This window comes from Catellatospora sp. NPDC049111, assembly GCF_040648615.1.
In the GTDB taxonomy this organism is placed as follows: Bacteria; Actinomycetota; Actinomycetes; order Mycobacteriales; family Micromonosporaceae; genus Catellatospora; species Catellatospora aurea.
In genome coordinates this window covers 193,106-220,084 of the sequence record NZ_JBEZEB010000008.1, presented here as the reverse complement: position 1 = coordinate 220,084, position 26,979 = coordinate 193,106, and the positions used below count along the sequence as shown (strand labels likewise).

Sequence of the window (26,979 nt, the reverse complement as noted above, 5' to 3'; positions counted from 1 at the left end):
CTCGCCCACGCACAGCGCGTCCTTCCCCGCGAGGGCTCACCCCGGGAGAAGTGAATGAATGCACAAGACGAGACCGGCTTTCGCGAATTCGTCGCCGGGCGCTCACCGGCATTGCTACGCACGGCGTACCTCCTCGTCGGCGACCGAGGACGGGCCGAAGACCTGCTGCAGACCGCGCTGGTGAAGACGTACCTGTCATGGGACCGGATCAGGGACGGCCAGGCGACAGAGGTGTACGTGCGCCGGATCCTGATCAACACCGCGACATCATGGTGGCGGCGGCGATGGAATGGTGAAACGGCCACCGACCGGCTGCCCGAGACGGCGGTCGCAGACGCCGCCGACCGGATAGCCCAGTCCGACGAGGTGCGCCGCGCACTGCTGCGCCTGCCCGCGCGGCAGCGCGCCGCAGTGGTCCTGCGCTACTACGAGGACCTCGGCGAAGCGGAGGTCGCCGAGGCGCTGGGCGTCTCCCGCGGCACCGTCAGCCGCTACCTCACCCGCGCTCTGCACACCCTGCGCACGAAACTGAACGAGGAGGTCATGGCATGAACACCCCGATCGAGGACCGCCTACAGGACGACCTCCGGCACAGCGTCGCCGACATGGGCGCACCGGTCTTCCAAGCCGACGACGTGATCCGGAAGGGCCGATCCGTGCGCTGGCACCGCACCATGTACACGGGCGGCGCGGCGGTCGCCGGTGTGGCCGCCGTCGCGGCACTGCTCGCCGCGACGCTCGACCGGCCGGTCACCCCACCAGAACCGGCGGCCAGCCAGACCGCGACCGCCGGACCGTCAGCGGGCGTCACCTGGCCGGGCCCGACCAGCCGCGGAATGTACCGGGACATGGTGGCCACGCTGGCCGCCGACGGCACCATCCGCCGGGGCGGCCACGTGGCCGCATACGTCCCGATACCCGAAGACGGCCGGGTCGTGAACGCCACCGGCGTGAGCGGAGGATGGGTCGTCGAGACGGCCGGCCCCGACGCGGCGGCCGGACACGTCACGTCATTCCTCACCGCCGCCGGCCAGCTGCGCGACTTCACGCCCCGGCTGGAAGGCGCCACCGTCGCCTTCGCGCCCGACGGCAAGGCAATGGCCGCCTACCAGTACCCGTACCTGCACATCTACGACCTGCCGTCGCTGACGGAGCACACGCGCATCGACGTACGGAAGAACTCGCACGGCAACCAACTGCAGGACATGTGGCTTCGCGAAGGACGGCTCGCGGTCAGCTGGAGGACGGCCGGCGGCGCACACCCTGGCGCGATCAACGGCTTGGTGGCATACGACCTGGACACGGACAAGGCGACAGTCACCGAGAACGCGGACGTCGCGGACATCGCCGCCCGGGGCGCCGCTGCCGTCATGCATGAAGGCGACAACTGCCTGCGGGTGGGCCGCTTCAACGGGCCGGTGAGCCTGGACGGAACGCAAACCTGCTTCCCCGGCTGGGAGATCCGGCACGTGTCACTGTCACCGGACGGAGTCGACGCCGCAGTGTTCCTGAACCGGCCGGGCGCCCCCGCCGACGGCGCGGAGCTTCGGATCATTCCCACCGGAAACCTGGCGCAAGGCAGATCCGACGCAGCCGCCACCCAAACCGGCAGGCTGCGGCCGGTCCAGTGGCCGCACATCGCCTACCTGGTCGCCGCCACCGACGGACCCGAGAACGGACCCTCCGTCGTATGCGGCATCGCCCCACCACAATGCGACGAAGTCACGCTGCTGACCATCCCGCAGACAGTCATCGCGGACTACGCACCTTGAACGAGGCCGTTGCGTTGACCTTTGGCGATCAAGGCAGACCCGAGCAGTGAAGTCATCGCCCCGCTCACGATCGTGGCTGTGTCGAGCACGAGGTCGAGGCCGATCACGTCACGGTCCAGGGACGGGTGCGGCGGCTCACCCCACTGCTCGACTACTGCACAGTCAGCGATCCCGGTCCGTCGTGTGGCGATAGGGGCAGCGAACGTGACCGTGTGCGGATGGAGCCGGCCCGGGCGACTACAGGGCGGCAGGCAGAAACCTCGGCCCCGCTTACGGTGGTTCGTGCCAGACCAATCGGGCATCACCCGCACATACGCCTCTACCGACATCAACGAACGAGCGAAGTCCCAGCTCACCGGGCTGGGACTTCGCAACGACGCAATATCCGTATTGTATTGGTGGACCATACCTGGCAGAATCCGAACCACATTGCAGCAGCTCACGGGCCGACCGTCACCGTACGGGCCGTCCGGACACGCCGAATGCAGCCAGTTCACGATGCGGGTGACGGGCGTCCGGGCACGACATTCGCCGTTGCCTGCCGGCCGCTCCTTCTCGGCCAGTGAGGCAGGCTACGGACCATCGTGGCGCTAGGACGAAGCCGGGGCTTCATGGACGCGACCCACTTCAGCAGGGCGTTCAAACACGCATACGTAATCTCCCCTCCGGCCTGGCGCGGCCGGAACCACCCCCGCCCCTCGGCGTAATGGTCTCTGCGCGGTCGCATTCCGGGACACGGACCGTCGATGCCGGTCTGGGCGCAGTCAGAGCGGCTGGACCATCAGTCGGTGGGGCAGTTCGACCGGCGCGACGTGTCAGCGAAAGGCGTCGATGTTGCGCGCAGCCCAGGCGGCGAAGGGGCGTGGCGATCGGCCCAGGACCCCGGCCACGTCTGGGCTGATCTGCTGCTCCCGTTCGGTCGGTGCGCTGAGGATCGCCAGCGTGCCCTCGACCACCGGCGGTGGCATGAACCGCAGCATCTGTTCGCGGGCCTGGTCGGGCGTCTGCTCGACGAAGCCGATCGGCTCGCCGAGCGCGGCGGCCAGGTCGGCAACCCGTTCGCGTGGCGTGCTCAGCGCCGGGCCGGTGAGCTCGTACGTGCGGCCGTCGTGCGCGCCGTCGCGAAGGGCGACGGCGGCCACCTCCGCGATGTCGTCCGGGTCGACCACAGGCAGGCCGACGTCGCCGAACGGTGCGGCCACCGTCCGTCCGGCCCGGATCGATTCAGCCCACGCGAAGGCGTTGGAGGCGAAGCCGCCGGGGCGCAGGATCGTCCAGCCGAGGCCGGATCGGCTCACGAGGTCCTCGATGGCGTGCAGGGGTGCGTGCGACGCCGAACCGGGCCGCGTGCCGACCGCTTGCGAGGACTGCAGCACGATGCGCTTCACGCCCCCGGCCGTGGCGACCCGCAGGATTTCGGGCATGTCGAGGTTCGCCCCGGCACCCTCCACGAGCAGGAACAGAGCCTCGGCCCCGGCGAGCGCCGGGCCCAGGCTCTCCGGCCGCTCAAGGTCCGCGCGGTAGTGGCGAAATCCGTCTGGCACGGCGACCGGGCGTCGGCCACGGGACACCGCCGTCACCGCGGCACCCGACCTCGCGAGGATCGACGAGAGCGAACGGCCGACGTTCCCGGTGGCGCCTGTCACGACAAACATGTCTTGTGTCTCCAGTTCGACCGCGTCGTCCGCGCGGCTGGAGAAGACGCTAGTAGCACGGATATAGTAGGTACCTAGAGGAAAGTAATGGAGATGTGATGGAGGGCACGTGGAACGGTCGACGGACCCTGAGCTGGCGTGCCCGGTCGCACCGGTCGTCGATATCGTGTTCAGTCGTTGGACCACGCCCATCCTGTGGGTTCTCCATGAGCACGGCCGGCAGCGTTTCGTGGAGTTGGAGCGCTGGCTGACCAGCATCACGCCGAAGGTGCTCACGCAGCGGCTGCGCCAGCTCGAACGCGACGGGCTCGTCGCACGCACCTACCACGCCGAAGTGCCGCCCCGAGTCGAATACGAGATCACCGAGCTCGGCGCCAGCCTCGGCCCGCTTTTCGCGCACCTGGCCACCTGGGCCGAGGCCCGCCTCGGAGACGTGGAGCGGGCACGGCGCACCTACGACGGTGGGCGATGAGTCTACCGATCTGATCATGCTGTTGAGCGGGCCGGACCTCCACGTCCACCAGCAGGCTTCGACTCCACGGTCTGCAAATCTGTGGTCGCCGAGGTGACCATGACCAGCGGTCGGCGCCACCTCCTCAGCATCCAGTTCTGATTCCGTCACCGGCGTTCAGTCCGGCCTCTGCCTGGACGTGACCGGCGCGGGCACCGGCAACGGCACGGCCGTGGTGCTGTGGACATGCCACGGCGGCAGCAATCAGCGCTGGACTCGATCCTGACCCGCAACTGAGCGCACGAGTCGGCAACAACAAAATCCGGGGATGGGATTCCGACCAGGGATTCCCACCCCATGCCTGTACCCATACTCCAGGCCCGCCCTGCCCGCTGGTCCGTGACGTAGCGGCCTACCTCGCCGCCAGCCGCCCGCACCAGCTCCCGGCTGGCAACCGGGGCCAAATCCTGATCACGTCCAGGGAGTGGATGACGGCATGGCTGAGTGCACCGGCTACACCGCCGCCCGGCGGCTGCCACGCGTGCAGTCTTGGCGATCGGAGCTGGTCGAGAAGGTCGACGAGCGGCAGCGATCGCGTCCTGCACCCCGCATGTGGTGCTCGCACACGGAGCGGACCGCCCGGACAACGCCCGCCGGATGCACGCCCTCGGACTTGCCGAGTGGCTGCCCGAGGCACGGTGGCAGGTCGACGCGGTAGCCGAGCTCATCATCCGCGTGCTGACCGAACCGGCATACCGCGACCGCGCGTACACATTGGCGACCGCATGGACCCGGACCGGACTGCCGCCGAGGCATGCATCCGCCTCGAGGCACTGCTCGGCCGGCAGGTCCACGGGAACTGATCGGGCTGCGGTGGGGTGGCCCACATCTTCCGGTGACCGCTGGCGCGCCGCCTCGGACCATCCGGCCCGACGTATCGGTGCAAGGGTCACCGGCCGGACGGGCCGCCGCGCCGCGACAACGCGGCACGGCAGACCCGAAACAGTCTGAAACTTTCGGAATCCCCAGGCCGTGCGTCGCCCCACTTTTTCGGGCTCGATATCGACATATCGACGTTTCCCAACACGACCGACCCCACGCCACTTCGATCTGTGAAACGTCCCGCCGGTCCAGCCAACCCGGGCATGATTTCCGAAATGTTTCCGGAAGTTGTTGACAGTCCGACAAGGTGGGATCCATATTTGCGATTGACAGACATCACTGTCGGTCCGGGCCAACCGCGGCCCGGCACTCCGGTCGTCGAACGCATGACGACTGGCCCCACCACCGCGTGGTACGGCCCGCGCACGGTGGCCCGACACCACGGCCACCGACAGTCCTACCGGGTCGTATCACCCCACACCTTTTCGCCAGCCTTCACGAGGAGGAAGCACGCACATGCACGAGGCACCCATCCAACAGAAGAGCCGCAGAGGCGGCCGCCTCAGAATGCTCATCGGCGGCGCCTGCGCCGTCGTGGCGGCCGTCGCCAGCACGTTGATGGCCACCAACGCTTACGCCGAGGCCGACCGGCAGGTCTGCTCGAACACCACCGGCACGCACAACGGGTTCTACTTCTCGTTCTGGAAAGACAGTGGCGACGCCTGCATGGTGCTGCGCGAGAACGGCCGCTACTCCAGCTCCTGGAGCAGGAGCACCAACAACTGGGTCGGCGGCAAGGGTTGGGCCACCGGTAGCCGGCGGACGGTCAGCTACTCGGGCACCTACAACCCGGGCAACAACAACACCTACCTCGCCCTGTACGGGTGGACGCGAAACTCGCTGATCGAGTACTACGTTGTGGAGAACTTCGGCAGCTACAACCCGAGCAGCGGCGCTCAGCGGCTGGGCACGGTCACCACCGACGGCGGCACCTACGACATCCTGCGCAGCCAGCGGGTCAACCAGCCGTCGATCGACGGCACCGCCACGTTCTACCAGTACTGGAGCGTGCGCCAGCAGAAGCGGAGCAGTGGCACCATCACCTTCGCCAACCACGTCGACGCCTGGGCCCGCGCCGGCCTCAACCTCGGCAGCAGCTGGGCCTACCAAGTCATGGCGACCGAGGGCTACCAGAGCCAGGGAAGCTCCGACATCACCGTCCGGGAAGGCACCAACCCCGATCCTGGACCCACCACTGGTCCGCCGAGCGGTACCAGCCAGATGATTGTGGGTCAGCAGTCCGGCAGGTGTCTCGACGTCCCGAACTCGAGCACCACCAACGGCACCCAGCTCCAGTTGTACGACTGCTGGGGTGGCTCGAACCAGCGGTTCACTCACACCTCAAGCAGGCAGCTGACGGTGAACGGCAAGTGTGTGGACGCCTCAGGCACCAGCAACGGCACCGCGGTGATCCTCTATGACTGCCACGGCGGCGCGAACCAGCAGTGGAATGTCAACAACGGCACCATCACCAGCGCGCAGTCAGGGCTGTGCCTCGACGCCGGCGGCACCGGCAACGGGACGAGGATCCAACTGTACAGCTGCTGGGGCGGGTCGAACCAGCAGTGGAGCTTCCGGAACTGACCCGGCGCCACGGGGCCAGGCACGGACCGGTCTGACACCGAAGGCAGGTGCAGCTGGGGTGCCGACGATGGTCGGCACCCCAGCCTCCGTGCGGGGCCATCCGGCAAGGTGCCCGGGATGGACGGCTCCGGTCACGAGCGGGTAGATCCTGTTCCCGGCAGGTGCGCCTGGGACAGGTAGGCAGCGGCCCGGCGCAGCACCTCGTTCTCCTGCTCCAACAGCGGCCCGCCGAGCGGCGCCCTATAGCGCTCGGTCAGGCATACAGCGCGAAGTAGATCGCTATGTGGTGACAGGTCGCGGCGATCACCGTGCAGGCGTGGAACAACTCGTGGTGGCCGAACACTGCCGGCCAGGGATTCGGCCGGCGGCAGGCGAAGAGGATGGCGCCGGCGCTGTATCCGACTCCCCCGGCTGCGAGCATGATCAAGGTGGCGGGGCCTCCCGTGTGGAGGATGTCGGGAAGGATCGGGATCGCCGCCCAGCCCAGAATCAGGTAAAGCGGTGCGCTCACCCAGCGCGGTGCGTGCGGCCATAGCGTCGACAGCGCGACGCCGGCCAGTGCGCCGCCCCACACCAGCGACAGCATCACGGCGGCCTGGCCCGGCCGCAAGAGCAGTACGCAGAGCGGGTGTAGGTGCCGGCAATGAACACGAAGATCATCGCGTGGTCGAGGCGACGCATAGTCAGATAGCCGCCCGGGCTCCATACGCGGCGGTGGTAGAGCGCACTGACGGCGAACAGGGCACACACGGTGGCGCTGTAGACCGCGGTGCTGACGACCGGCGCGACGCCAGGTCGGGACGCCGCGAGCACAACGAGGACTACGCCGCAGACCACCGCTGCGAAAAAGGCGTAGACGTGCAGCAGCCCGCGCATGCGGGGCTGGCCGAAGTCGGCGAGGGTGGCACGGTGGGCGGTCAGGGTCATGCCATCTGCCGCAATTGCGACAGGGTACGGGTCAGCAGCCGGGAGATGTGCATCTGTGACAGGCCCAGCTGTGCGGCGATCTGCGCCTGGGTCAGCTCGGCGTCGTAGCGCATCGCGATGATGCGCCGGTCGCGTTCGGACAGGCGACCCAGTCGGTTGCGCAATAGCATCCGGTCCTCGACCGACGCCAGCGCGGGATCGAGCACCCCGAGCACGTCGGCCAGCTGCCCGTCGTCTTCTCCGTCGCCGTCGGGGCGCGGCCGGTCCAGCGACAGCAGCCGGTAGGAGTTCGCAGCCAGGCGGGCCTCGCCCACCTCCCGCTCGCTGACGCCGAGCCGTCCGGCCAGCGCTGCCGGGCTGGGGGTGCGAAGCAGCTCGTGGGTGAGCTCGTCGTTGGCCACCGCGACCTCCCGGTACAGCTCCTGGACACGGCGGGGTACCCGGATGTCCCAGGTCGTGTCGCGAAAGTGCCTGCGGATCTCGCCGAGCACGGTGGGGAACGCGTAGCCGATGAACGGGACGCCGCGGCTGGGGTCGTACTTGTCGACCGCTTTGATCAGCCCGATGGTCGCGGCCTGGGTGACGTCGTCGGCGGGCTCGCCGTGGTTGCGGAACCGGCGGGCGAGGTAACCGGCCATGGGCAGGTACCACTCGATCGCGGTGCGGCGTGCGGCCGCCCTGGCAGGGTCGCCGGCAGGCATCGCGTGCAGCAGGACCAGCAGCGGATCGGTCTCGCGCAGTTCACCCAAGCCGGCTTCCACGCCGGTGCCGCGGGTCCGCGTTCGCGGCTGCCACTGATCGGTGCGCTCAGGCGACCTCGCGTACCCGCAGGCGGGCGACCGGTGTCGGCTGGCGGTATGCCGGGCGACCACGTACGGCACGGTCAGGAGTGCCGTGCTCGCCGTCGGGGGGTGGTTGATGCGGTCGTGGCCGTAGGCGATGTCGACCATCGCGTTCACGTTCCTTCACTGTGGCCGTGGATCAGGCTCTCGCGGCGTCTGCGCGGGAGTCTTTCGCAGGGGCGACAGGCACGTGCCGGGCGGACCGCCTGGTGAGGGCGGTGCGCGGGTTCCGGTCGGGAGGGGTCGCGGATAGGCGGCGGAGGACGGCCCCCAGGAATCCGGGCGACGTCCGTACTGTACGCCCGTTTTGCCGTCAAGTGTTAGTGGGCCGAGCAGGTCCGTCCGGATGTTCGCGGGACGCAGGTGAGCCGTATCCCTACTGCGCACCCTCGATCGGCGACTGAACGCGGCGAAGGACTCTTCCCGCCCAAGGAAGCGCGCTCCGCACTTGAGCCGCACGAGCGCAGGCCACTGACCGGCGACGACGCGCCAGGCATGTAAGGAGCAAGGTCGGATTGACTCATTGACGGGGGGGCATTTGTGGAGCAGATTTGCCCACCAACAATCGAAGAAGCTCGCTAGCATGATCGCTAGCGAGCTTCTGACCTGCGTACATCTGTGGGCGATACTGGGATCGAACCAGTGACCTCTTCCGTGTGAAGGAAGCGCGCTCCCGCTGCGCCAATCGCCCGCAACGGAATGGAACTCTACAGCACCCGCGGCACCCCGCGCACCTCGGTACCCCTCCCGCGTGTCGGATCCGACAAACCCCCCGAAACAGCACGAGACGAGGTGCTCATCGCGAGCACCTCGTCGGAGTGCTGACCGGGTGTCCGGTCGGAGTTGCCTGGTTCAGGGAGTGATCATCAGGGCTGACCGCCGCTGGTCAGTTGCTGATCATCGACCGGCGAGCAGCCGGTTGACCGCCGCGTCGACGTCGAGGTGGTCGGTCTCGCGACCGCGGGGTACCACGACGTAGGTGCGGCGCAGGAAGCGTACGAGCACGCTTCGTGGGACTTCGAAGAGCGCGTTGCCGTCGGGCGACGACAGGGCGAGCGCGACGAAGTCGCCGCGCGGGGTGGCCCAGGGCCAGACCCGCACGTCGCCGATGCCGGCCGGTTCGTCGAGTCCGGTGACCAGCAGTTCACGGGCGAACGACCAGCTCACCGCCTCGCCGCCGGCGGACTCGGCGTGGAAGAGCACATGCACCGCGTACGGGTCGACCGGGTCGTAGCGAAGACTCGCCCGCACCGGAAGCGAGGTCGCGTCGGGCGCGACCAGCCGCAACGATGTCTCGACCTCGACGGTCGTAGGACGGATAGCACTCATGGACGTACTCCCCCCGGCACTGCGGCGGAGCTTGACCGCCCCGCCCCTCCCATACTCAAGGTGACCCTCCCCTATACGCTCCGTCATCGTACGATCTCACCCGATAGCGGGAAGATCGATGATTACGTGGGCACGGACCCACCACAGGGAGTAAGATGCCGTGCTTTTGCCCGGTATTGCCGATCGTGCGATGCCGGCCAAGACCGTCGACACACTCCGGTAACGTCCAGTCATCGGGGTTGGTGACGGGTGATTCCGCGACCCCGACGACATGGGCGACAAGGGTGGGGAGATGAGCGACAAACCGGACTTTCCGCGGGGTTCCAGCACCTGGCGGGACCGGGCGCGGATAGCGCATCAGACCGTTCGGGCTAATCCGACCGGGGCAGCCGTCCTCAAAGTGATCATCGGTGCGCTGGGCGCCGTCGTGGTGGCGGTCGGCATCCTGCTGATCCCGCTGCCGGGGCCGGGCTGGCTGATCGTGATCGGCGGTCTGGCGATCTGGGCGATCGAGTTCGTGTGGGCACGGCACCTGCTGCAGTTCACCAAGGACAAGGTGCGCGGCTGGACCGAGTGGGTCAAACGCCAGTCGCTGCTGGTACGCCTGCTGATCGGGCTGGCCGGGCTGGTGTTCGTGGCCGCGGTGCTCGTCACCACGCTGCGCTACAGCCTCGGCATCGACGTGGTCAGCCAGGCCTGGGGATACGTCACCACGCACTGAGATCGCCGCAACACCCGCTGACACCGCACGGAAACATGCCGGAAGCAGGCGCGTGACCACCGGTGAGAGGCACGGCCGAGCGCTCCGGACAGCGGGGGCCGTACGTCCGGAGGACTTGACCGGACGCCCGGCAAGCGGTGTGATCAGTGTGATCCGGCCGCGCCCGTCAACCTCCCCAGGTCAGCGCGGCCGGGTCCGTGCGTTGTGGCTGATCCGCGGCTCAGCGGCCCATCTTCTCGATGATCGGCTGCAGGTCGCGCCGTTCGATCGCCGCCGCCATCAGTTCCGGGAACGCGTCCGGTGTGCACGCGAACGACGGAACCCCCATCGCCGCCAGCGCAGCGGCGTTGCTGTGGTCGTACGCCGGCTGGCCTTCATCGGACAGTGCGAGCAGGACGATCACCTGCACCCCGGCGGCGGTCATCGCCGCGACGCGGCGCAGCATCTCCGCCCGCACCCCGCCCTCGTAAAGGTCGCTGATGAGGATGAAGATGCTGTCCCGAGGCCGGGTGATCAGCCCCTGGCAGTACGCGATGGCCCGGTTGATGTCGGTGCCGCCGCCCAGCTGGGTGCCGAACAGCACCTCGACCGGGTCGTGCAGCTGGTCGGTGAGGTCCACGACCGCGGTGTCGAAAACCACCAGCGACGTGCGCAGGCTTTTCATCGACGCCAGCACTGCGGCGAACACTCCGGAGTAGACGACCGACGCCGCCATCGAACCGGACTGGTCCACGCACAGCACCACGTCACGGTGTACGGCCTTGGTGGAGCGGCCGTAACCGATCAGCCGTTCGGGCACCACGGTGCGGTGTTCGGCCTGGTAGTGCTTGAGGTTGGCGCGGATGGTGCGGTTCCAGTCGATGTCGCGGTGGCGCGGGCGGGTGATCCGGGCGGCGCGGTTGAGCGCGCCGGTGACCGCGGCCCGGGTGCGCTGCGCGACCCGCCGTTCCAGCTCCGCGACGACCTTCGCCACCACCATGCGCGCGGTGGTGCGGGCCTTGTCCGGCATCACCTTGTTCAGCGACAGCAGCGTGCCGACCAGGTGCACGTCCGGTTCGACGGCCTCCAGCATCTCGGGTTCGACCAGCAGCCGGGTCAGGTTGAGCCGCTCGATCGCGTCGGCCTGCATCACCTGCACGACCGTCGACGGGAAGTACTGCCGGATGTCACCGAGCCACCGGGCCACCTTCGGCGCGGAACCGCCCAGCCCCGCGCTGCGCCCGGACCCGCCCTCGCCGCCACCGTCGCGGTAAAGGGCCGCCAGGGCCTCGTCCATGCCTTTGTCCACCCCGGCCAGCGTCACCCCGGTGCCCTCGGCGCCTTCGCCGCCGAGCACCAGGCGCCACCGGCGCATCCGCTCGTCGTCGCTCACCGTGCTCCCCTTCCCGCTGCCAGCAGCAGTTCCAGTGTCGGCAGCACCCGCGCGACCCGCGCCGGGTCCAGTTCAAGTTCGTCCACATCGGACGTCACATGCGTGCCGCCGCTGCCCAGCCGTCGGACCTGCTCGCCGACCGCGCGCCGTTCCGGGGCCGCGAACGCGGCGAAGGTACGCCGCAGCAGCGGCAGCACCGCCGTGAACACGTCCGGGGCCAGCCCGGACAGCCAGCGGTCGGTCAGGGTCAGCAGCGCCTCGTCGTGCACCAGCAGCAGTCCCCCGCCCGACAGGAAGCCCTCGACATACCCGGCCGCGGTCACCGGCGGCACGCCGACGGTCAGCGCGCGGGCCAGCCGCAGTTCGGCGGCGTCGGCGTCGAGGGTGCCCGCGTCGCGCAGCATCCGCAGCAGCCGACCGGCGAGCAGGCCGGGCAAGTCCGGCCGGTCGACGAGCCGGGCCAGGGTGTCCATCCACTCCTCGCGCAGCGGCAGCCGCTCGGCGAGCAGGCTCAGCGCCTCGTGCGTGGTGTCCAGGTGGGCGCGCATGGCACGGGCCGCGTCGTCGTCGAGGCCGGTCAGCGCGCCGGGCAGGCCCAGCCGGATCCGGGTGACCAGGCCGGTCAGCACCTCGGCGAGCGCGTCGGTGCTGGTGGCGCGGACGTCGCCGTAACGCAGGGTGCGGGCCAGCGCGGGCACGGCCGCCATGAGCTGTGCGACGTCGGTGTCCAGTGCCGCCCGGTCCGACAGCTGCCGCAGCACCGCGGGCTGCGCGTCGGGCAGCTGCGCGAGCAGGCACGACTCCAGCAGGCCGGTCAGCGCGGCCAGGTCGGCGTCCGCGGCGGCCTCGACGGCCTTGGCGGTCGCGGCCTGCTCCACGGTCGTGCCGTAGGCGCTGGCGGCGATGAGGTCGACCGCGTACTCCGGGTGCCATTGCAGCTGCCAGGACTCCCAGAAGGTGCCCTTGCCGGATTTGCGCTGCACGGGGGTGCCCCAGCCGACGCCGAGCAGGCGCAGCCGGTGCAGCAGCCGGCTGCGTTCCAGGTCGTTCGGTTTGCGCAGGTCGAGGTCGTGGTCGGTGACCAGGGCCTGCTGGGCGAGCTTCAAGCGGCGGGCGGTCGCGTCCAGGTCGCGGGCCAGCGGCACCGCAGGGGCATCGGGGGGTACGGCGCCCAGCCGCTCCCCCACCACGACCCGCCGCTGCACCAGCTCCAGGCGGGTGTCGTCGCCCTCGCACAGCACCGCCCGGGTCGCCTCGGTCACCTCGGCCAGACCGGGCACCGGCCGTCCCCGCAGCACGGCCAGGGTGTCGGCCAGCCGCGCCGACTCGATGACGTGCGCGCTGGACACCGCGATGTCCTCGTCGCGCAGCACCCCGGCGACACCGACCAGCCACCGCTCGACCGGCTGATCTTCGGCGGTGAACAGGTGGTGGTACCAGCCCGGCGCGGTGACGCCCGCGCCGTAGCCGCTCCACGACGCCAGCCGCCCGTGCGTCCACGGCACCCACGTCACCGTCGCCGGAACGCTCGGCAGGCCCCTGAGCAGCGCCGCGTCGTCCTTCGCGGGCGGCAGGTCACCGGCCAGCGCGGGCACGTGCCACGCGCCGCAGACCACCGCGATCCGCTGGTGGCCCTCCTTCAGGGCGGCGCGCAGCGCCTGACGCATGTACGCCTCACGCACCAGGTCCTCGGCGATCGCCGGGGCGAACTCGCGGACCGCCGCCATCGCCTCGGCCACGGCCTCGAACGGCGGCACGTCGCGCCGGTGCTCGATCACGTCCTCCCACCAGCGCTCCGGGTCGTCGTACCCGGCCGCGTGCGCGAGCCCCGCGATCGGGTCGACCCGCAGCTCCTCCTCGACCGCCTCACCCTCGGGCAGGTCGCCGGGCGCCGCGGCCGGGTCCGCCAGGGCGGTCCCGTCGAGCGGCCCGGCCGGTTCGGTGGCGCGGGCGGCGAAGCGGTGGCCGGCGGGCAGGTCGCAGAAGCGCAGCGGCACGTCGTGGGCCACGGACCAGCGCAGCGCCTGCCACTCCGGCGAAAACACCGCGAACGGCCAGAACGACGCGTTGCGGCTCTGCTCTCCCTTGGCCGCGTTCGTCGGGTACGCCAGCAGCGCCACCGGCGGTTCGAGCCGCTCGTCGGCGGCCAGCGCGACCAGGCCGTCGGCCTCGGGCGGCCCCTCCACCAGGATGATGTCGGGCTTCAGCTCGTCCAGCGCCCGCACCAGGGCCCGGGCCGAACCCGGGCCGTGGTGACGGATGCCGAACACGTGCACCCGGTCGGTGCTCACTCCGCCTCCCGGGCGGCGCGGTAGAAGTCCTTCCAGCCGTCGCGCTCGCGCGCCACGGTCTCCAGGTACTCCCGCCAGATGACGGCGTCGGAGACGGGGTCGCGGACCACGGCCCCGCGAATACCCGCCGCGACGTCGGCGGCGCGCACGGTGCCGTCGCCGAAGTGCGAGGCCAGGGCCATGCCGCTGGTCATCACCGAGATCGCCTCGGCGGTGGACAGGGTGCCGCTGGGGCTCTTCAGCTTGGTCCGCCCGTCGGCGGTCAGCCCCTCGCGCAGCTCCCGGAACACGGTCACCACCCGGCGGATCTCGCTGATCGCGTCCGGCACCGCGGGCAGCTCCAGCGCGCGGCCCAGCGACGCGACCCGCTGCGCGACGATCTCGACCTCCTCCTCGACGGTGCCCGGCACCGGCAGCACGACGGTGTTGAACCGCCGCCGCAGCGCGCTGGACAGCTCGTTGACGCCCCGGTCGCGGTCGTTGGCGGTCGCGATGACGTTGAAGCCCTTGACCGCCTGCACCTCCTCGCCCAGCTCCGGCACCGGCAGCGTCTTCTCCGACAGGATCGTCAGCAGCGTGTCCTGCACATCGGACGGCACCCGGGTCAGCTCCTCGATCCGGGCGATCGCGCCGGTGCGCATCGCGCGCATCACCGGGCTGGCCACCACCGCACCGGCGGTCGGGCCCTCGGCGAGCAGCCGCGCGTAGTTCCAGCCGTAGCGCATCGCCTCCTCCGGGGTGCCCGCGGTGCCCTGGACCAGCAGCGTCGAGTCGCCGCTGATCGCCGCGGCCAGGTGCTCCGACACCCACGTCTTGGCGGTGCCGGGCACGCCGAGCAGCAGCAGTGCCCGGTCGGTGGCCAGCGTCGCCACGGCCACCTCCATCAGCCGGCGCGGCCCGATGTACTTGGCGCTGACGTCCTTGCCGTCGCCGAGCAGGTACGTCACCACGGCCTGCGGGGACAGCCGCCAGCCGGGCGGGCGCGGCAGGTCGTCGGCCGCGGCGAGCTGCTCCAGCTCGGCGGCGTAGAGCTGCTCGGCGTGCGGGCGCAGCACCGTGGGCGTGGCGTCGAGGGTGGCGGTCATGAAAGCTCCCGAGTGATGTCGTGGCGGATCTGCAGCATGGTGATGAAGCGGGCCAGCAGCTGCTGGTCCGGGATCGGCAGGGAGTCGTGCAGGGCGCGGGCCTGCGGCGCGTACGCCGGGTCGAAGCCCCATTCGGCGTGGCGCAGCAGCTGCCACCAGCCCGAGCGGCGGCGCTCGGCGTCGGCCAGGCACTCCAGCACCGCCTCGGCGACCGGCGCGGCCCACGGCGTGGGCAGCACGTCGAGCAGCCGGGTGGCGATGTCGGCCTTGCGCCGCAGTTGCGCGGCGATCAGTTCAGCCAGGTCCTGCTCGGGCAAAACGGCGGCGAGTTCCCGCAGCTCGTTCATGTCCCGGCGGCCGAGCCCCTCGTGGATGAGCACGGCGGCCCAGGCTCCGTTGCGCTGGGTGATCGCGGCGCGGGTGAGCCCGGCGTGCAGCACCGGACCCCAGGTGTCGTCGAACTTGCGGCCCAGCAGCCCGGCCGGGGTCTCGTCGAACGCCGTCCAGCAGTCCAGCGGCGCGTACTCGATGAGCTGGCGCAGCCAGTGGGTGCGCTCGCCGACGCTCTGCGGCGGTTTGACGCTGATCCCGTCGCGGCGCATCGACTCGTCGCATTCGGCCGGCGCCGTCGCGACCAGCTTGCGCGCGGCGACGTGCACGCATGCGAGGGCCCGTTCGGCCATGCGCTGCCGCCAGGCTGACCCGGGCAGCACCGCGAGCAGCCTCGCAGCGGCCTCGCGGACCTGCGCGCGCCGGTCGTCGAGGGCCTTCTCCAGCCACGGCTCGTCGTCGGGCCCGAGCCCGGCGGCGCAGGCGGCGATCAGCGCGGCCAGATCGGACGCCTTCTCCTGCGGCCACGCCTCCAGCAGCAGGTCCCGCCCGGCGGCGGCGTCGCGGGCGCGCAGCTCGCCGAGGTGGCGGACCCGGTCGGCGACCCGGCCGGTGTCCCAGTCGGCGGGCTGCGCCGCGTCCTCCGGCTGCGCGGCCCAGGCCCAGCGGCCCGGCCCCTGCAGGGCCAGCCAGCTCAGCCTCGTCCCGCCGACGGCGCGCACCGCGGGGCGCACCGAGGAGTCGGAACTGCCCAGGTCCAGCAGCGCGACCAGCAGGCCCGGCTCGGCGAGCAGGCCGCGCCCGGCGGCGATGCGCAGCCACTCGCCGGCAAGTTCCCGGGTCGTGGTCCGGTCCAGTTCGGCGTCCCCGCCGGACAGCAGGGCCGCGACCCGCTGCTGCGCGGCGGCCGACGCGTACGGCGCGGTCTCGGCCGCGGCCGGGTCGGATCGCTGCGGCCGGGCGGGGACCTGCCCCGCGCGGCGGGCGACGGTCACCGCGGCCGCGGCGGACAGCAGCCCGTCGGGGTCCAGTTCGGTGCCTAGCGAGGCCAGTACCTCGGACAGCGGGCCGTCCACGCCGGTCAGCACCGGCCTGCGCCGGTCGGTGCCGACGAGCGCGCTGGACATCAGATCGGACCAGATGCTCGTGTTCATGCCCGCCGTCCCTTCGACCGCGCGCCGTAGATATAAGGAGTCATGCGCGGACCACCTCCGTGCCGTCGTACACCGCGAGCGGCCGCAGCCCGGCGGGGCCCCACTCGGCGGCGAGGGTGATCTCGTGTCCGCCTGCGACGGCGGCCAGCCGCCACGGCTCGCCGAGCGCCGGGTCCAGGGGCAGCGCGTCGCCGTCGGGGTCGACCAGGTGCCAGGGGGTGCCGGGGGCGAGCACGCCGCGCACCAGCACCGGCCACTGGAACAGCCACGGGTCGCCGGCCAGCGCGGCGCCGACCTCGTCGAGCGCCTGCGCGACGGTCTGCGCCGGGCCGGGTGCCGGGCACGGCGCGGGCGCGCCGTGGCGCGCGGCGACCAGGGCGCGCAGCGGGGCCGCACCGGGGTAATAGGTCAGTTCGGCGTCGAGTTCGGTGCCGAGCACCAGGTCGACGGGCAGGGCCTGGCCGGGCATCGCGAACGACAGCACCAGCGCGGGGCGGCCGGTGTCGCGGCCGCGCAGCCATACCCGGCGGCTGGTGAGCTTGTCCTCCGTGTCGTCGCGGACGCCGACGACCTGCCACCGGTCGCGCACCGGGGCTGAGGCCAGGACCTGCTCGGTGGGCACGGCCTGGCCGACGCGGCTGTGCACGGTCGCGGCCAGGTCCTCGGGCAGTGCCTCGGGGTTCGCGGCGGCACCCGACAGCAGGTGCAGCAGCGACAGCTCGGCCAGCAGGCGCTGCTCCCAGCCGGGCCCGGAGCTGGGCACCGGGGCCAGGCGGCGCACCGCGCCGGCCAGACCCGGGGCCTGAGCGTCGACGAGCCGGGCCGCGACCTGCTCGAACGGGCGGTAGCCGGCCTGGTCGAGCCCGGCGATACCGTGCCGGACCTGATCGGACAACCAGGTGCGCAGCTCGGCGATGCCCGCGGCGACGGACTCGGCGCGTTTGTCGGCGCGGCGCTGCGCGGCCCGCTCCTGGGCCTCGGTGCGCGGTGCGGCGGCCTGCTGGGCCTTCTTCTCCGCGCGGGCCCCGCGGGAGGTGGTCCAGTCGGTCATGAACTGCGGGGGCTCGTCGGCCGCGACCTGGCCCGACGACCAGCGCAGCAGCAGCGCGAGCGCGTGTTTGCAGGGGAACTTGCGGCTCGGGCAGGAGCAGCGGTAGGCGGGCTCGTCCAGATCCACGCAGATCTGGTACGGCGTGCTGCCGCTGCCCTTGCACAGCCCCCACAGCCCCGCCGGGGTGCCGCCGTGGCCGGTGGCGCTCCAGCCGGACGCCCCGGCGAGTTTGCGGGCCGCGGCGAAACTCGACGCGTCGGGGGCCAGCCCCTGAACCTGTTCGGCGGTCCAGGGCGGCTCGGTCGGTTCGGACATGCGCGCCACCGTAGCCACCCCGTCCGACAACGACGGTCGCGGCCTGTGCAACCCGCGCGCCACCAGTTCGCATGGAGTCGGTATGAGCGACAGTCACGAACGAGACCACCGACCGGAGGGCGGATGAACGACTTCCGCGAGTACGCCGGCTCCCGGCGGGCCGCCCTGCGCCGCACGGCGTACCTGCTGTGCGGGGACTGGCACCAGGCCGACGACCTGGTCCAGGACGCCCTGGCCGGGCTGTTCGTGCACTGGCGGCGGGTGCGGGCCGGCGGCGACGTCGACCCGTACGTGCGCCGCATGCTCGTCAACGGCTACCTGGCCACGCACCGCCGCAAGTGGCGGCGCGAGGTGGCCACCGCCGACCTGCCCGACACGGCGGTCGCCGACCCGCACGACGACGGCACCCGCGACGTCCTGCTGCGGGCGCTGGCGCGGTTGCACCCGTCGCAGCGCGCGGTTGTGGTGCTGCGCTACTGGGAGGACCTGTCGGTCGAGCAGACCGCGGCGGCGCTGGGGTGCAGCACGGGCAACGTCAAGAGCCAGGCCTCCCGTGGCCTGGCGCACCTACGCGAGGCGCTGGCACGCTCCGGCGCCCTGGAAGGAGAACCGGCATGAGCGAAGACGAGGACGTCCGGTCGGCCCTGGCCGCTTTGGTCGCCGACGAACCGGACCTGCCCGGCGGCACAGCCGACATCGAGCGACGCGGTGTGCGCCGCCGCAACCGCCGGTACGCGGTGATCGGCGCGCTCGCGCTGACGCCGCTGCTGGCCGGGGCGGTCGCCGTGGCGGCCTGGCCGAGCGGGCCGCCCGCGCAGGTCACCGCGCAGCCGTCGCCGTCGGCGGAGCCGGTGTTCGACCCGAACGCCGGAACGCAACTGGCCGTGGGCTTCCCGCTGGGCAGCGCGGTCGACGCCGTGGCGGGCGCGCTGCCGCCCGGGGTCGCGCTGGCGGAGCTGCCGATGGACCTGGGCTGGGGCGAGGGCGGCATGCTGGTGCTGCCGCTGGCCTCCGGCGGCACGCTGACGGTGACGGTCGCCGACGGATCCTGCGGGGTCGTCACCGAGCAGCTGAGCCCCGCACAGGCCACGGCTGCCGCGGACGCGGTCTGCGCGGCCTGGGTCGCGGCCGGTTCCCCGCCGGTGCTGCCCGCCGACCCGAACGCCTCCGAACGGCCGGACCTGGCCGCCCAGTGACCCGCCGGGTGCAGCAGCGGCCGTACCTCGCCGCCTGCTGAACCGCCGGGGCAACGCGGCGGCCGGGCCCGGCCGCCGGAACAACGCGCCGCGTCAGGTCAGGACGCGGGCAGGAAGGGTCCGTCCGGCGCCGGGCGGACGTTTCCGTTTCCCCTGCGCGTGAACGATTGCCGCAGAACGCCTCAGCTGCCCGCTCAGAGCGCGGCGGGTGCGGCCTGCGTGCCGGGTGCGGCCTGCGCGGGGGTGGGCTCGATCAGTTTGGCCCGGTCGTCGGGCAGTCGGGTGCGCGCGGGGTCCAGGAAGTCGATCAGGTCGATCAGCGCGTGCTGCGCGCGGACCAGCCGCTCGTTGCCTGCCCAGTCGTGTGCCACGACCTCGGCGACCTCGTCGACCAGCCGACTGAACCAGCGGCGGAACTCGTCGTTGTTGTCCAGCTGTGAGCAGAACGCCGGGTAGGTCATGCTGTCGGCACGGCCGTTGGTGCTGACGATCATCAGCTCGCCGATGGCTCGCTGCTGGCCCTTGAACAGCCGGAAGTGGTTGCCGGGCAGCCGCAGCGAGGCGAACGCCGAGCTGACCAGGGTGAGGTGCCGGTTGAAGGTGCGGTTGCTGACCTCGTCGCCGAGGTCGAGGAACCGCAGGTCACGCCGGAGGATCTCGACCCAGCAGAAGTAGTCGGCCAGCACGTAGACGGTGTAGTCGCGGGCGTAGCGGCGCTCGTTCTCGTCCTCGTGGTCGATGTATTCGCGCATGTAGACGCCGCCGACGGCGTTGTGCAGGCGCGACTGCAGGTTGAACGCGGCCAGCAGCAGCGGCTCGCGGTAGCGGCTGATCACCTCCTGGGCCTGCTCGGCTTTGCTGGCCTCGTGGCGTTCGGCGGCCAGCCGGTGCTCGAACATGGCGTTGCGGCGCGCCGACCAGGTGGTCATGACGCCGGCGACGATCGCGCCGAGCACGGACAGTGCCGCCGAGACCACGGTGACGATGTCGCCCATCGTTGATCCTCCAGGTATGAGGCCGAATCCGTGCGACAGTGTGCCGGGCGGTCGGCGACCGTGCCAAGCCGGTGCACCCAAAGCAAGCACTCCATCGCCATAAGTGACCTTGTCCACAATGGACATCCACCGCAGTGGACAGGAACTCAAGAGCCGACTAGGTTCACTGCCCGGAGGCATTGTCAGATAGCGACCTGTGGCGTGTCATGGTTCCGCTTCGTGCACCGGTTGGCCCCCGGGACACGATGGTGACGTCGCGGTGAGCCGTACCTTGGACGTGGTCAGTGTGAGAAACCGTGGCTGGAGCATTCGCGCCAAGATCATGACCCTGGCAGTGGTGCCGTTGGTGGCGATCACCGGCCTCTCCGTCTTCGGAGTGGCGGTCAGCGCGGGCGACGCGCTGAACCTGCTGGCCGCGCGCAACTACGAGCAGGTCTTCGGCGGCTTCGGCGAGCGCCTCATGGTCGAGATCCAGAAGGAGCGGCGGCTGTCGGTCGCCGAGAAGCCCGGCTCGACCGTGCTCGGCGACCAGCGCAAGGCCACCGACGAGCGCGAGCAGCAGTTCCGCGGCAGCCTGAGCAGCAGCAAGCTGCGCGACGAACTGCCCGCCGACCAGCTCCAGAACGTCGACGCCTTCGTCGCCGCCCTGAACAAGCTGCCCCAGCTGCGCCTGGACGTCGACAGCGGCAAGGCCGAGCCCGCCGGGGTCGTGCGCGACTACTCCACGATCGTCGACACGCTCTACCGGGCCTTCACCCCGATGACCAAGCTGGCCGACCCCGACCTGGCCGAACTCGCCCACGGCATCTTCGCCATCAGCCGCGCCCGCGAGATGATGGCCCGCGAGGACGCCGTCATCACCAGCGTCGTCGTCGACGGCAAGGTCACCGTCGCCGAGCAGAACTACCTGCTGCGCACCATCGGCGCCCGCCGCCAGGTCCACGACGAGGCGCTGGGCTCGCTGCCCTCGCCGCACAACGAGCAGTTCCGGCAGATCTTCGACAGCGAGACCTACCGCACCCTGTACGCCATGGAGGAGACGCTCTCCACCACGCGTCCCGGCAGGGTCCTGATCGACGCCGCGATCTGGCGCAGCACCAACGACGCCATCTACAAGCAGCTCGACGCCACCGAGGGCGCGGCCGCCGGGGCGACCTCCGACCTGGCCAACGAGCTGGGCATCGCGGCCTTCGCGCAGACCATCGTCGCCGCCCTGCTGGGCCTGCTCTGCGCGGCGATCTCGCTGGTCCTGGCCCTGCGCACTGGCCGCTCCGTGGTCCGCCGCCTGGAGCGCCTGCGCGTGTCGGCCCTCGAGGTCGCCCACGAGCGCCTGCCCCGCGCCATCGCCGCGCTGCGCCAGCCCGGCGCGCTGGTCAACGACCCGTCGCTGACCGACGTGCCGCTGGTCGCCGTCGGCACCGACGAGGTCGGCCAGGTCGGCCACGCCTTCGGCGCCGTGCAGCGCACCGCGGTGCGCGCCGCCGTCGACGAGGCCGTGCTGCGCCGCGGCATCAGCGAGGTCTTCCTCAACATCGCCCGCCGTTCGCAGGCGCTGCTGCACCGCCAGCTGACCCTGCTCGACCGGATGGAGCGGCGCACCACCGAGCCGCAGGAGCTGGAAGACCTGTTCCGGCTCGACCACATGGCCACCCGCATGCGCCGCCACGCCGAGGCGCTGGTCATCCTCGCCGGCGCGGCTCCCGGCCGCGGCTGGCGGCACCCGGTGCCGGTCATCGACGTGGTGCGCGGCGCGACCTCCGAGATCGAGGACTACCAGAGGGTCACCATCGACCGCCTGCCCGACGTGAAGGTCGTGGGCCGGGCCGTCGGCGACGTCATCCACCTGCTGGCCGAGCTGCTGGAGAACTCCACCTCGTTCGCCCCGCCGCACACCCGGGTGCGGGTCTTCGCCGAGCAGGTCGGCAACGGCCTCGCCCTGCATGTCGAGGACCGCGGCCTGGGCATGAGCGACGCCGAGCTGGCCGAGGCCAACGGCAAGCTCGCCGAGCCGCCCGCGTTCGACCCGGCCAGCAGCTCCCGCCTGGGCCTGCTCGTGGTCGCCCGGCTGGCCGCCCGGCAGGGCATCACCGTGCGGCTGCGCTCGTCGTCGTACGGCGGCATCACGGCCGTCGTGGTCATCCCGGCCGAGCTGGCCCTGACCGACCCGACCGACAAGGGTGAGCCGCTGGGCATCTTCGCCCCGCGCGCCCCCCGCGCGGTCGAGGCGGCCGCGGCCGCGCCGGTCGAGGAGCAGACCGTCGACCTGGGCAACGGCGGCGGCGACGAGACCACCACGGTGTTGCCCAAGCGGGTGCGCAAGGCGAGCGTCGAGACCGCCCCCGCCGCCGAGGAGACCACGATCTCCCTCGGCGAGTCCGCCCCGGTCCCCCGCCAGCGCAGCGCCGACCAGGTCCGGACGATGATGTCCGCGTTCCAGTCGGGTACCGTGCGCGGGCGTGCGAAGGCCAGCACCGAGAGCACCCCCAGCGGGGACGAACCCGCCACAGCACAGACCCCGCAAGACAGCGCCGGTATGGAAGACAGCTCCACCCTGGAAGGACGTGCCTGACGTGGTACCGACGACGACCCGACCCGCGACCGACTGGCTGCTCGACGACCTGCTCGCGCGAGTCCCACAGGCCCGCTGCGCCGTCGTGCTCTCCGTCGACGGCCTGCTCACGGGAGCCTCGAGCGGCCTGTCCCGCGACGACGCCGAGCACCTGTCGGCGGTCGCGTCCGGGTTCTCCAGTCTCGCCACCGCCACCGGCCAGCGCTTCAAGGGCGGCCAGGTGCGCCAGACCATAGTCGAGATGGAAGAGGCGTTCCTGCTGGTGAGCACGGCCGGGCAGGGCTCCTGCCTGGCGGTGCTGGCCGACCCGGACAGCGACCTGGGCATCCTGGCGTACGAGATGGCCATGCTGGCGACCCGCGTGGGCACGCACCTGGCCACACCGTCCCGGCCGGGCACCGATGTCCACTGACCCGCTCGACGGTGTCGAGGAAGGCCCGGCCTGGTGGGATCACGAGGCCGGCCCGGTGGTGCGCCCCTACATGGTCACCGGCGGGCGGGTCCGGCCCGTCACCGTCGACTTCGACCTGATCACCTACCTGGTGGCCACGGCGACGCTCGCAGCGGACACCCCCAGCCCGGAGCACCAGGCGATCCTGGCGCTGACCCAGGAGCCCCGCGCGGTGGCCGAAGTGGCCTCCCGGGTGGACCTGCCCCTGGGTGTCGTCCGCGTGCTGCTGTGTGATCTGCTTTCGGACGGGCTGATCGCCCGCTACGATCCTCCCCCCACAGACCATCTCCCCAACGTCGAAACCCTGCAGGCGGTGATCCATGGACTCCGTGCGCTCTGAAACGGCACCGGTCCCCCAGGCGCTCAAGATCCTGGTCGCCGGAGGCTTCGGCGCCGGCAAGACGACCCTGGTCGGAGCGGTCAGTGAGATCGCTCCACTGCGGACCGAGGAGGTGCTGACCACCGCGGGCGTCGGCACCGACGACACCACCGGGGTCGCCACCAAGACCACCACGACGGTGGCGATGGACTTCGGCCGGATCACCATCAACCCGAGCCTGGTGCTGTACCTGTTCGGCACCCCCGGGCAGAACCGGTTCTGGTTCCTGTGGGACGAGCTGGCCACCGGCGCGCTGGGCGCGGTGGTGCTGGCCGACACCCGGCGGCTGGCCGACTCGTTCGCCGCGATCGACTACTTCGAGCAGCGCAACACGCCGTTCGTCATCGCGGTGAACTGCTTCGACAACGACCAGCGCTACACCGCCGAGCAGGTGCGTGAGGCGCTGGACGTGGACGGCCACGTGCCGGTGCTGCTCACCGACGCCCGCGACCGGATGTCGGTGAAGAACGTGCTGATCACGCTGGTCGAGCACGTGCTGACGATGGTCCGCAGCTCCGTCCCGGCCTGACCTGCCACGACAGACGCCGGTGGGCGCGCCCCGCGCGCGGCCACCGGCGTCTTCGCGTCACCTTTTGCGCTTCATCACCATGACGACGGCGATGACGATGATCGCTACCACCGCGAGGCAGCAGATCGCGCCGAACAGCCCGAAGCCGCCGAAGCTGATGCCCTTCTTCTTGCGCACCACGTCGGCGACGCCGGACTCCTCCGCCCACGCGACCGCGGGCACGAGGACACTGGCCAGGAAACCGGCCACCAACGCGGCCCAAACACGAGAGATACGTTCCATGCGCGCCAGCGTAGAGGGCACGCGCCACGGTGGGTCCGCACTACGTCGGCATTCTGCTACCGTCGCGCCTGTGGATGATCTTGAGATTCGCCGGGCCGCGCTCGCCGACGTGCCCGTCATCGTCGCGATGCTCGCCGACGACCCGCTCGGCGCGACCCGTGAAAGCGACCCGGGCGATCCCGCGTACGCCATGGCTTTCGCCGCGATCGACGCCGACCCGCACCAGCTGCTGGCCGTCGCCGAACGCGGCGGCGAGGTCGTCGGCACGCTGCAGGTCACCGTCATCCCGGGGCTGAGCCGCCGCGGCATGTGCCGGGCCCTGATCGAGGCCGTACGGGTACGCGCCGACCAGCGCGGCCACGGCACCGGACGGCAGCTGGTCCAGTGGGCGATCGACCACGCCCGCAACCAGGGCTGCGGCCTGGTCCAGCTCACCACCGACCGCTCCCGCACCGACGCGCACCGCTTCTACGAGGGTTTGGGCTTCGAGGCCACGCACCTGGGTATGAAACTGGCACTGTGACCGCGCCCGCGCCCCGCCCGCTGCTCGTCGTCGACGCCGCCAACGTCGTCGGCTCCGTGCCCGACGGCTGGTGGCGCGACCGCCGCGGGGCCGCCACCCGGCTGCGCGACGCGGTCGCCCGCATCGCCGACGACGGCCTGCCGCAACTGCCCGGCCCGCTGGACGTCGTGCTCGTCGTCGAGGGCGCGGCCCGCGGCGTCGCCGACACCCCCGGGGTGCACGTGCTCGCCGCGCCCCGCAGCGGCGACGACGCCATCGTCGACCTGGTACGCCAGGAGACCGCGTTGCGTCCCACCATCGTCGTCGCCACCGCCGACCGCGGCCTACGGGACCGTGTCACCGCCCTCGGCGCGCAGATCGTCGGGCCCCGCACCCTGCCCTACCCCTGACCCCGCCGACGCGCGTACGGCCCGCCTGCGGCGGCGCAGCAGCAACACCAGCAGCACCGGCGGCGTCAGACAGGCCGGCAGGCAGCCGAACACCCACGGCTGGGCGGCCAGCGGGTTCGCCGAATGACTGGTGAACGTCCCGCGCTCGACCAGGTCCCGGGGCACGTTCAGCGCGCCGGAGCCCCCGGCCAGGGTCAGCAGCACCCGAGCCGAGCCGTCCGCCTCGGCCACCACCAGCTTCTCCGGCTCGTCGGTGTCGGCGCCCCAGTGCACGAACACCGGCGCGCCGTCCCGCCAGCCCACGAGCCCGGCCGGTCGACCCTGGCGTGCCATGGCGGCCCCGTCGGTGACCTTGCCGGTGACCGGGTCCACGTACTGCATCCGCCAGCCCTGCAGGCTGCCCATACCCGTGTCGCAGTCCGCCCAGGCGCACCCTTCCGAGGCCAGCAGCACGACCGAGCGGCCGTCGGGCGTCCACGCCGCCTCCCCGGCCAGCCGCTGCCGGTCGGTCAGCTCGTCCAGGAGGTTCGGCGTCCCGGTGGCCAGGTCGACGACCACCAGCCGCTGCGGCTGGGAGTGCTTGCCGGTGGTGAACGCGACCCGCTGCCCGTCCGGCGAGAACACTCCCTCCGGCGTGTCCGCGTCAGTGGTCAGCAGGAACGTCGTCTTGCCGGTGTCCAGGTCGAAGTACCCGATGTCATCCGGGTTCGAAGGGTCGCTCTCGCTGCCGTCGGCGCGGTACTCGATGTAGCCGTCGTCGCGGTCGACGACCAGCAGCAGCCGCCGGCCGTCCGGCGACCACGCCAGGGGCAAGGCCCGGTCCACGGTCGGGATGCTGCGCCCCGTGGTCAGATCCACGATCTCGGACCAGCGCGCCAGGTGACGGCCGTCCGGCGAGACGAAACCGAACTCCTCGCCCGGGTTCATCGGGAACAGCCGGTATGAGCCGTCGCGGCCCACCAGCACCCCGGTCGCCTCCAGGTAGATCGTGCCCGGGTCGATGAACGCCGCCACCACCGGCCCGTTCAGGTCCTGCTCGTACGACAGCTGCCACGGATACGGCCGCCCCAGCGCCGCCGGAGCCGGGCCGCCGTCGGCCGGCTGCAGGACGACACTGCCCCCGACCAGGCCCGACAGCGTCGCGAGCCCGGCCGCCAACAGCACCCCGGCCAGCGCCGTCACCGCCCGGCGCACCCGCCTGCGGCGGCGGCCCCGCCGCCACAACTGCTCGCCCAGCCGCGGCGCGGGCGCGGACTCCGCGGCCCGCCGCAGCGCTTCCCGCAACGTCTCGCTCACCGGTTCACCCCCACCAGCGACCCCGACAGTTCCGGGGCGATCACCCGCAGCCGTGCCAGCGCGTCCCTGGTCTGGCTCTTCACCGTGCCGACCGCGACCCCGAGCACCGCCGCCGTCTCCGCCTCGCTCAAGTCCTCGAAGTAGCGCAGCACCAGCACCGCCCGCTGCTTCGGGGCGAGCCTGGCCAGCGCCTGGCGCACCGCCAGCGCGGTCGCGGCCTGGCTCGAGAAGTCGGCGGCGGCCCGCTCGGGCAGCACGGCGACCGGCAGCGCCTCCCGGCGCACCCGCCGCCACCAGGACACGTGCTGGGTGTAGAGGATCCGGCGCACGTAGGCGTCCGGCTCCCGCGCGGCGGACACGTGCTCCCAGCGCGACGCCAGCCGCAGCAGCGTCAGCTGCACCAGGTCGTCGGCCAGGTAGGCGTCGCCGGTGAGCAGGTACGCGACCCGGCCCAGCATCGGCAGCCGGGAGCGCGCGTACTCGTCGAACGACTCGGCGTCGGTCATCAGCACCTCCGCCTCGTACACGCGCCGGGCGGGCTCCGCGGAG

General features: G+C 71.6%; 26 protein-coding genes, 1 tRNA gene and 2 pseudogenes. 15 read left to right on the top strand and 14 right to left on the bottom strand.

The window, feature by feature from the left end; all coding sequences use genetic code 11:
* Positions 1 to 54: 54 nt before the first annotated feature.
* Both AB0B66_RS15205 and AB0B66_RS15200 read left to right on the top strand, forming a co-directional pair.
* The gene (locus AB0B66_RS15205) at positions 55 to 552 is read left to right on the top strand and encodes a SigE family RNA polymerase sigma factor (RefSeq protein WP_360528849.1); all 498 of its coding nucleotides are present in this window, start codon (positions 55 to 57) and stop codon (positions 550 to 552) included.
* On the top strand, positions 549 to 1,772 hold the full coding sequence (locus tag AB0B66_RS15200) for a hypothetical protein (RefSeq protein WP_360528846.1): 1,224 nt from the start codon (positions 549 to 551) through the stop codon (positions 1,770 to 1,772). Before AB0B66_RS15205 ends, AB0B66_RS15200 begins: the two co-directional genes overlap by 4 nt.
* Positions 1,773 to 2,587: 815 nt before the next feature.
* On the opposite strand, the gene AB0B66_RS15195 is transcribed toward AB0B66_RS15200, so the two are convergent.
* Positions 2,588 to 3,427, bottom strand: a complete 840-nt coding sequence (locus tag AB0B66_RS15195) for an NAD(P)H-binding protein (RefSeq protein WP_360528843.1) — start codon at positions 3,425 to 3,427, stop codon at positions 2,588 to 2,590.
* 109 nt (positions 3,428 to 3,536) lie between these two features.
* Here AB0B66_RS15195 and AB0B66_RS15190 point away from each other — a divergent pair, with 109 nt between their 5' ends.
* From AB0B66_RS15190 to AB0B66_RS15175, 4 genes and pseudogenes are all read left to right on the top strand, one after another.
* A complete protein-coding gene (locus AB0B66_RS15190) occupies positions 3,537 to 3,899 on the top strand; it encodes a helix-turn-helix domain-containing protein (RefSeq protein ID WP_360528840.1) in 363 nt (120 codons plus the stop codon).
* Positions 3,900 to 4,056: 157 nt separating this feature from the next.
* Positions 4,057 to 4,164 (top strand): annotated as a pseudogene (locus tag AB0B66_RS15185) (RICIN domain-containing protein); the annotation flags it as partial.
* Positions 4,165 to 4,382: 218 nt separating this feature from the next.
* On the top strand, positions 4,383 to 4,889 hold the full coding sequence (locus AB0B66_RS15180; RefSeq protein ID WP_360528837.1) for a nucleotide disphospho-sugar-binding domain-containing protein: 507 nt from the start codon (positions 4,383 to 4,385) through the stop codon (positions 4,887 to 4,889).
* A 438-nt stretch (positions 4,890 to 5,327) separates the two neighbouring features.
* Complete coding sequence (locus AB0B66_RS15175; RefSeq protein WP_360528834.1) at positions 5,328 to 6,404, top strand: glycoside hydrolase family 11 protein; 1,077 nt, start codon at positions 5,328 to 5,330, stop codon at positions 6,402 to 6,404.
* 253 nt (positions 6,405 to 6,657) lie between these two features.
* Here the strand turns inward: AB0B66_RS15175 and AB0B66_RS15170 are convergent.
* The 4 genes and pseudogenes from AB0B66_RS15170 to AB0B66_RS15155 all read right to left on the bottom strand — a co-directional run bounded on the left by AB0B66_RS15170 (position 6,658) and on the right by AB0B66_RS15155 (position 9,502).
* Positions 6,658 to 7,331, bottom strand: a pseudogene (locus AB0B66_RS15170) (hemolysin III family protein).
* Complete coding sequence (locus AB0B66_RS15165; protein WP_360528987.1) at positions 7,328 to 8,281, bottom strand: SigB/SigF/SigG family RNA polymerase sigma factor; 954 nt, start codon at positions 8,279 to 8,281, stop codon at positions 7,328 to 7,330. Before AB0B66_RS15165 ends, AB0B66_RS15170 begins: the two are co-directional and overlap by 4 nt.
* 511 nt (positions 8,282 to 8,792) lie before the next feature.
* A tRNA-Val gene (locus AB0B66_RS15160) sits at positions 8,793 to 8,864 on the bottom strand.
* A gap of 206 nt (positions 8,865 to 9,070) precedes the next feature.
* A complete protein-coding gene (locus AB0B66_RS15155) occupies positions 9,071 to 9,502 on the bottom strand; it encodes an SsgA family sporulation/cell division regulator (RefSeq protein WP_120318938.1) in 432 nt (143 codons plus the stop codon).
* A 292-nt stretch (positions 9,503 to 9,794) separates the two neighbouring features.
* Here AB0B66_RS15155 and AB0B66_RS15150 point away from each other — a divergent pair, with 292 nt between their 5' ends.
* Complete coding sequence (locus tag AB0B66_RS15150; protein ID WP_360528831.1) at positions 9,795 to 10,223, top strand: TIGR02611 family protein; 429 nt, start codon at positions 9,795 to 9,797, stop codon at positions 10,221 to 10,223.
* A gap of 220 nt (positions 10,224 to 10,443) precedes the next feature.
* On the opposite strand, the gene AB0B66_RS15145 is transcribed toward AB0B66_RS15150, so the two are convergent.
* Genes AB0B66_RS15145 through AB0B66_RS15125 form a run of 5 tightly spaced genes read right to left on the bottom strand, consistent with a single transcriptional unit; the run spans position 10,444 to position 17,821 of the window.
* On the bottom strand, positions 10,444 to 11,595 hold the full coding sequence (locus AB0B66_RS15145; protein WP_360528828.1) for a VWA domain-containing protein: 1,152 nt from the start codon (positions 11,593 to 11,595) through the stop codon (positions 10,444 to 10,446).
* Positions 11,592 to 13,886: a DUF5682 family protein gene (locus AB0B66_RS15140; RefSeq protein ID WP_360528825.1), complete on the bottom strand. Its 2,295-nt coding sequence runs from the start codon at positions 13,884 to 13,886 to the stop codon at positions 11,592 to 11,594. The genes AB0B66_RS15145 and AB0B66_RS15140 overlap by 4 nt, the downstream gene beginning before the upstream one ends.
* The gene (locus tag AB0B66_RS15135; protein WP_360528822.1) at positions 13,883 to 14,971 is read right to left on the bottom strand and encodes an AAA family ATPase; all 1,089 of its coding nucleotides are present in this window, start codon (positions 14,969 to 14,971) and stop codon (positions 13,883 to 13,885) included. The genes AB0B66_RS15140 and AB0B66_RS15135 overlap by 4 nt, the downstream gene beginning before the upstream one ends.
* Positions 14,968 to 16,455 carry a DUF5691 domain-containing protein gene (locus AB0B66_RS15130; protein WP_360528819.1) on the bottom strand — a complete coding sequence of 496 codons (1,488 nt, stop codon included), beginning with the start codon at positions 16,453 to 16,455 and terminating at the stop codon, positions 14,968 to 14,970. Before AB0B66_RS15130 ends, AB0B66_RS15135 begins: the two co-directional genes overlap by 4 nt.
* Before the next feature lie 40 nt (positions 16,456 to 16,495).
* Complete coding sequence (locus tag AB0B66_RS15125; protein WP_360528816.1) at positions 16,496 to 17,821, bottom strand: SWIM zinc finger family protein; 1,326 nt, start codon at positions 17,819 to 17,821, stop codon at positions 16,496 to 16,498.
* Between the two features lie 123 nt (positions 17,822 to 17,944).
* Between AB0B66_RS15125 and AB0B66_RS15120 the strand changes: the two genes are divergently transcribed.
* Positions 17,945 to 18,439, top strand: a complete 495-nt coding sequence (locus AB0B66_RS15120; protein ID WP_360528813.1) for a SigE family RNA polymerase sigma factor — start codon at positions 17,945 to 17,947, stop codon at positions 18,437 to 18,439.
* Complete coding sequence (locus AB0B66_RS15115) at positions 18,436 to 19,017, top strand: hypothetical protein (protein ID WP_360528810.1); 582 nt, start codon at positions 18,436 to 18,438, stop codon at positions 19,015 to 19,017. The genes AB0B66_RS15120 and AB0B66_RS15115 overlap by 4 nt, the downstream gene beginning before the upstream one ends.
* Before the next feature lie 194 nt (positions 19,018 to 19,211).
* Here the strand turns inward: AB0B66_RS15115 and AB0B66_RS15110 are convergent, their stop codons facing one another.
* Positions 19,212 to 20,012 carry a hypothetical protein gene (locus tag AB0B66_RS15110; protein ID WP_360528807.1) on the bottom strand — a complete coding sequence of 267 codons (801 nt, stop codon included), beginning with the start codon at positions 20,010 to 20,012 and terminating at the stop codon, positions 19,212 to 19,214.
* 322 nt (positions 20,013 to 20,334) lie between these two features.
* Between AB0B66_RS15110 and AB0B66_RS15105 the strand changes: the two genes are divergently transcribed.
* From AB0B66_RS15105 to AB0B66_RS15090, 4 genes are read left to right on the top strand one after another with little or no spacing between them, the layout of a single operon-like run.
* Positions 20,335 to 22,581, top strand: a complete 2,247-nt coding sequence (locus AB0B66_RS15105) for a nitrate- and nitrite sensing domain-containing protein (RefSeq protein ID WP_360528804.1) — start codon at positions 20,335 to 20,337, stop codon at positions 22,579 to 22,581.
* Position 22,582: 1 nt separating this feature from the next.
* Complete coding sequence (locus AB0B66_RS15100) at positions 22,583 to 22,993, top strand: roadblock/LC7 domain-containing protein (protein ID WP_230686981.1); 411 nt, start codon at positions 22,583 to 22,585, stop codon at positions 22,991 to 22,993.
* Complete coding sequence (locus tag AB0B66_RS15095) at positions 22,983 to 23,372, top strand: DUF742 domain-containing protein (protein ID WP_360528801.1); 390 nt, start codon at positions 22,983 to 22,985, stop codon at positions 23,370 to 23,372. Before AB0B66_RS15100 ends, AB0B66_RS15095 begins: the two co-directional genes overlap by 11 nt.
* A complete protein-coding gene (locus AB0B66_RS15090) occupies positions 23,353 to 23,940 on the top strand; it encodes an ATP/GTP-binding protein (RefSeq protein ID WP_360528798.1) in 588 nt (195 codons plus the stop codon). Before AB0B66_RS15095 ends, AB0B66_RS15090 begins: the two co-directional genes overlap by 20 nt.
* Positions 23,941 to 23,997: 57 nt before the next feature.
* On the opposite strand, the gene AB0B66_RS15085 is transcribed toward AB0B66_RS15090, so the two are convergent.
* A complete protein-coding gene (locus tag AB0B66_RS15085) occupies positions 23,998 to 24,222 on the bottom strand; it encodes a hypothetical protein (protein ID WP_360528795.1) in 225 nt (74 codons plus the stop codon).
* Positions 24,223 to 24,292: 70 nt separating this feature from the next.
* Here AB0B66_RS15085 and AB0B66_RS15080 point away from each other — a divergent pair, with 70 nt between their 5' ends.
* Together AB0B66_RS15080 and AB0B66_RS15075 are read left to right on the top strand one after the other, a co-directional pair.
* Positions 24,293 to 24,745 (top strand): GNAT family N-acetyltransferase, encoded by a 453-nt coding sequence (locus tag AB0B66_RS15080; protein ID WP_360528792.1) that lies wholly within the window; start codon positions 24,293 to 24,295, stop codon positions 24,743 to 24,745.
* The gene (locus AB0B66_RS15075; protein ID WP_360528789.1) at positions 24,742 to 25,134 is read left to right on the top strand and encodes a hypothetical protein; all 393 of its coding nucleotides are present in this window, start codon (positions 24,742 to 24,744) and stop codon (positions 25,132 to 25,134) included. The genes AB0B66_RS15080 and AB0B66_RS15075 overlap by 4 nt, the downstream gene beginning before the upstream one ends.
* On the opposite strand, the gene AB0B66_RS15070 is transcribed toward AB0B66_RS15075, so the two are convergent.
* Both AB0B66_RS15070 and AB0B66_RS15065 read right to left on the bottom strand, forming a co-directional pair.
* The gene (locus AB0B66_RS15070) at positions 25,069 to 26,430 is read right to left on the bottom strand and encodes a hypothetical protein (RefSeq protein ID WP_360528786.1); all 1,362 of its coding nucleotides are present in this window, start codon (positions 26,428 to 26,430) and stop codon (positions 25,069 to 25,071) included. The genes AB0B66_RS15075 and AB0B66_RS15070 overlap by 66 nt on opposite strands.
* Complete coding sequence (locus tag AB0B66_RS15065; RefSeq protein WP_360528783.1) at positions 26,427 to 26,936, bottom strand: SigE family RNA polymerase sigma factor; 510 nt, start codon at positions 26,934 to 26,936, stop codon at positions 26,427 to 26,429. Before AB0B66_RS15065 ends, AB0B66_RS15070 begins: the two co-directional genes overlap by 4 nt.
* Between the last annotated feature and the right edge of the window lie 43 nt (positions 26,937 to 26,979).

Bases quoted from the DNA above. Each gene is read 5' to 3' on its own strand.
- AB0B66_RS15205 (WP_360528849.1), top strand. From the start codon at position 55: ATGAATGCACAAGACGAGACCGGCTTTCGCGAATTCGTCGCCGGGCGC.
- AB0B66_RS15200 (WP_360528846.1), top strand. From the start codon at position 549: ATGAACACCCCGATCGAGGACCGCCTACAGGACGACCTCCGGCACAGC.
- AB0B66_RS15195 (WP_360528843.1), bottom strand. From the start codon at position 3,427: ATGTTTGTCGTGACAGGCGCCACCGGGAACGTCGGCCGTTCGCTCTCG.
- AB0B66_RS15175 (WP_360528834.1), top strand. From the start codon at position 5,328: ATGCTCATCGGCGGCGCCTGCGCCGTCGTGGCGGCCGTCGCCAGCACG.
- AB0B66_RS15165 (WP_360528987.1), bottom strand. From the start codon at position 8,281: ATGGTCGACATCGCCTACGGCCACGACCGCATCAACCACCCCCCGACG.
- AB0B66_RS15155 (WP_120318938.1), bottom strand. From the start codon at position 9,502: ATGAGTGCTATCCGTCCTACGACCGTCGAGGTCGAGACATCGTTGCGG.
- AB0B66_RS15150 (WP_360528831.1), top strand. From the start codon at position 9,795: ATGAGCGACAAACCGGACTTTCCGCGGGGTTCCAGCACCTGGCGGGAC.
- AB0B66_RS15135 (WP_360528822.1), bottom strand. From the start codon at position 14,971: ATGACCGCCACCCTCGACGCCACGCCCACGGTGCTGCGCCCGCACGCC.
- AB0B66_RS15130 (WP_360528819.1), bottom strand. From the start codon at position 16,455: ATGAACACGAGCATCTGGTCCGATCTGATGTCCAGCGCGCTCGTCGGC.
- AB0B66_RS15125 (WP_360528816.1), bottom strand. From the start codon at position 17,821: ATGTCCGAACCGACCGAGCCGCCCTGGACCGCCGAACAGGTTCAGGGG.
- AB0B66_RS15120 (WP_360528813.1), top strand. From the start codon at position 17,945: ATGAACGACTTCCGCGAGTACGCCGGCTCCCGGCGGGCCGCCCTGCGC.
- AB0B66_RS15115 (WP_360528810.1), top strand. From the start codon at position 18,436: ATGAGCGAAGACGAGGACGTCCGGTCGGCCCTGGCCGCTTTGGTCGCC.
- AB0B66_RS15110 (WP_360528807.1), bottom strand. From the start codon at position 20,012: ATGGGCGACATCGTCACCGTGGTCTCGGCGGCACTGTCCGTGCTCGGC.
- AB0B66_RS15105 (WP_360528804.1), top strand. From the start codon at position 20,335: ATGACCCTGGCAGTGGTGCCGTTGGTGGCGATCACCGGCCTCTCCGTC.
- AB0B66_RS15095 (WP_360528801.1), top strand. From the start codon at position 22,983: ATGTCCACTGACCCGCTCGACGGTGTCGAGGAAGGCCCGGCCTGGTGG.
- AB0B66_RS15090 (WP_360528798.1), top strand. From the start codon at position 23,353: ATGGACTCCGTGCGCTCTGAAACGGCACCGGTCCCCCAGGCGCTCAAG.
- AB0B66_RS15085 (WP_360528795.1), bottom strand. From the start codon at position 24,222: ATGGAACGTATCTCTCGTGTTTGGGCCGCGTTGGTGGCCGGTTTCCTG.
- AB0B66_RS15065 (WP_360528783.1), bottom strand. From the start codon at position 26,936: ATGACCGACGCCGAGTCGTTCGACGAGTACGCGCGCTCCCGGCTGCCG.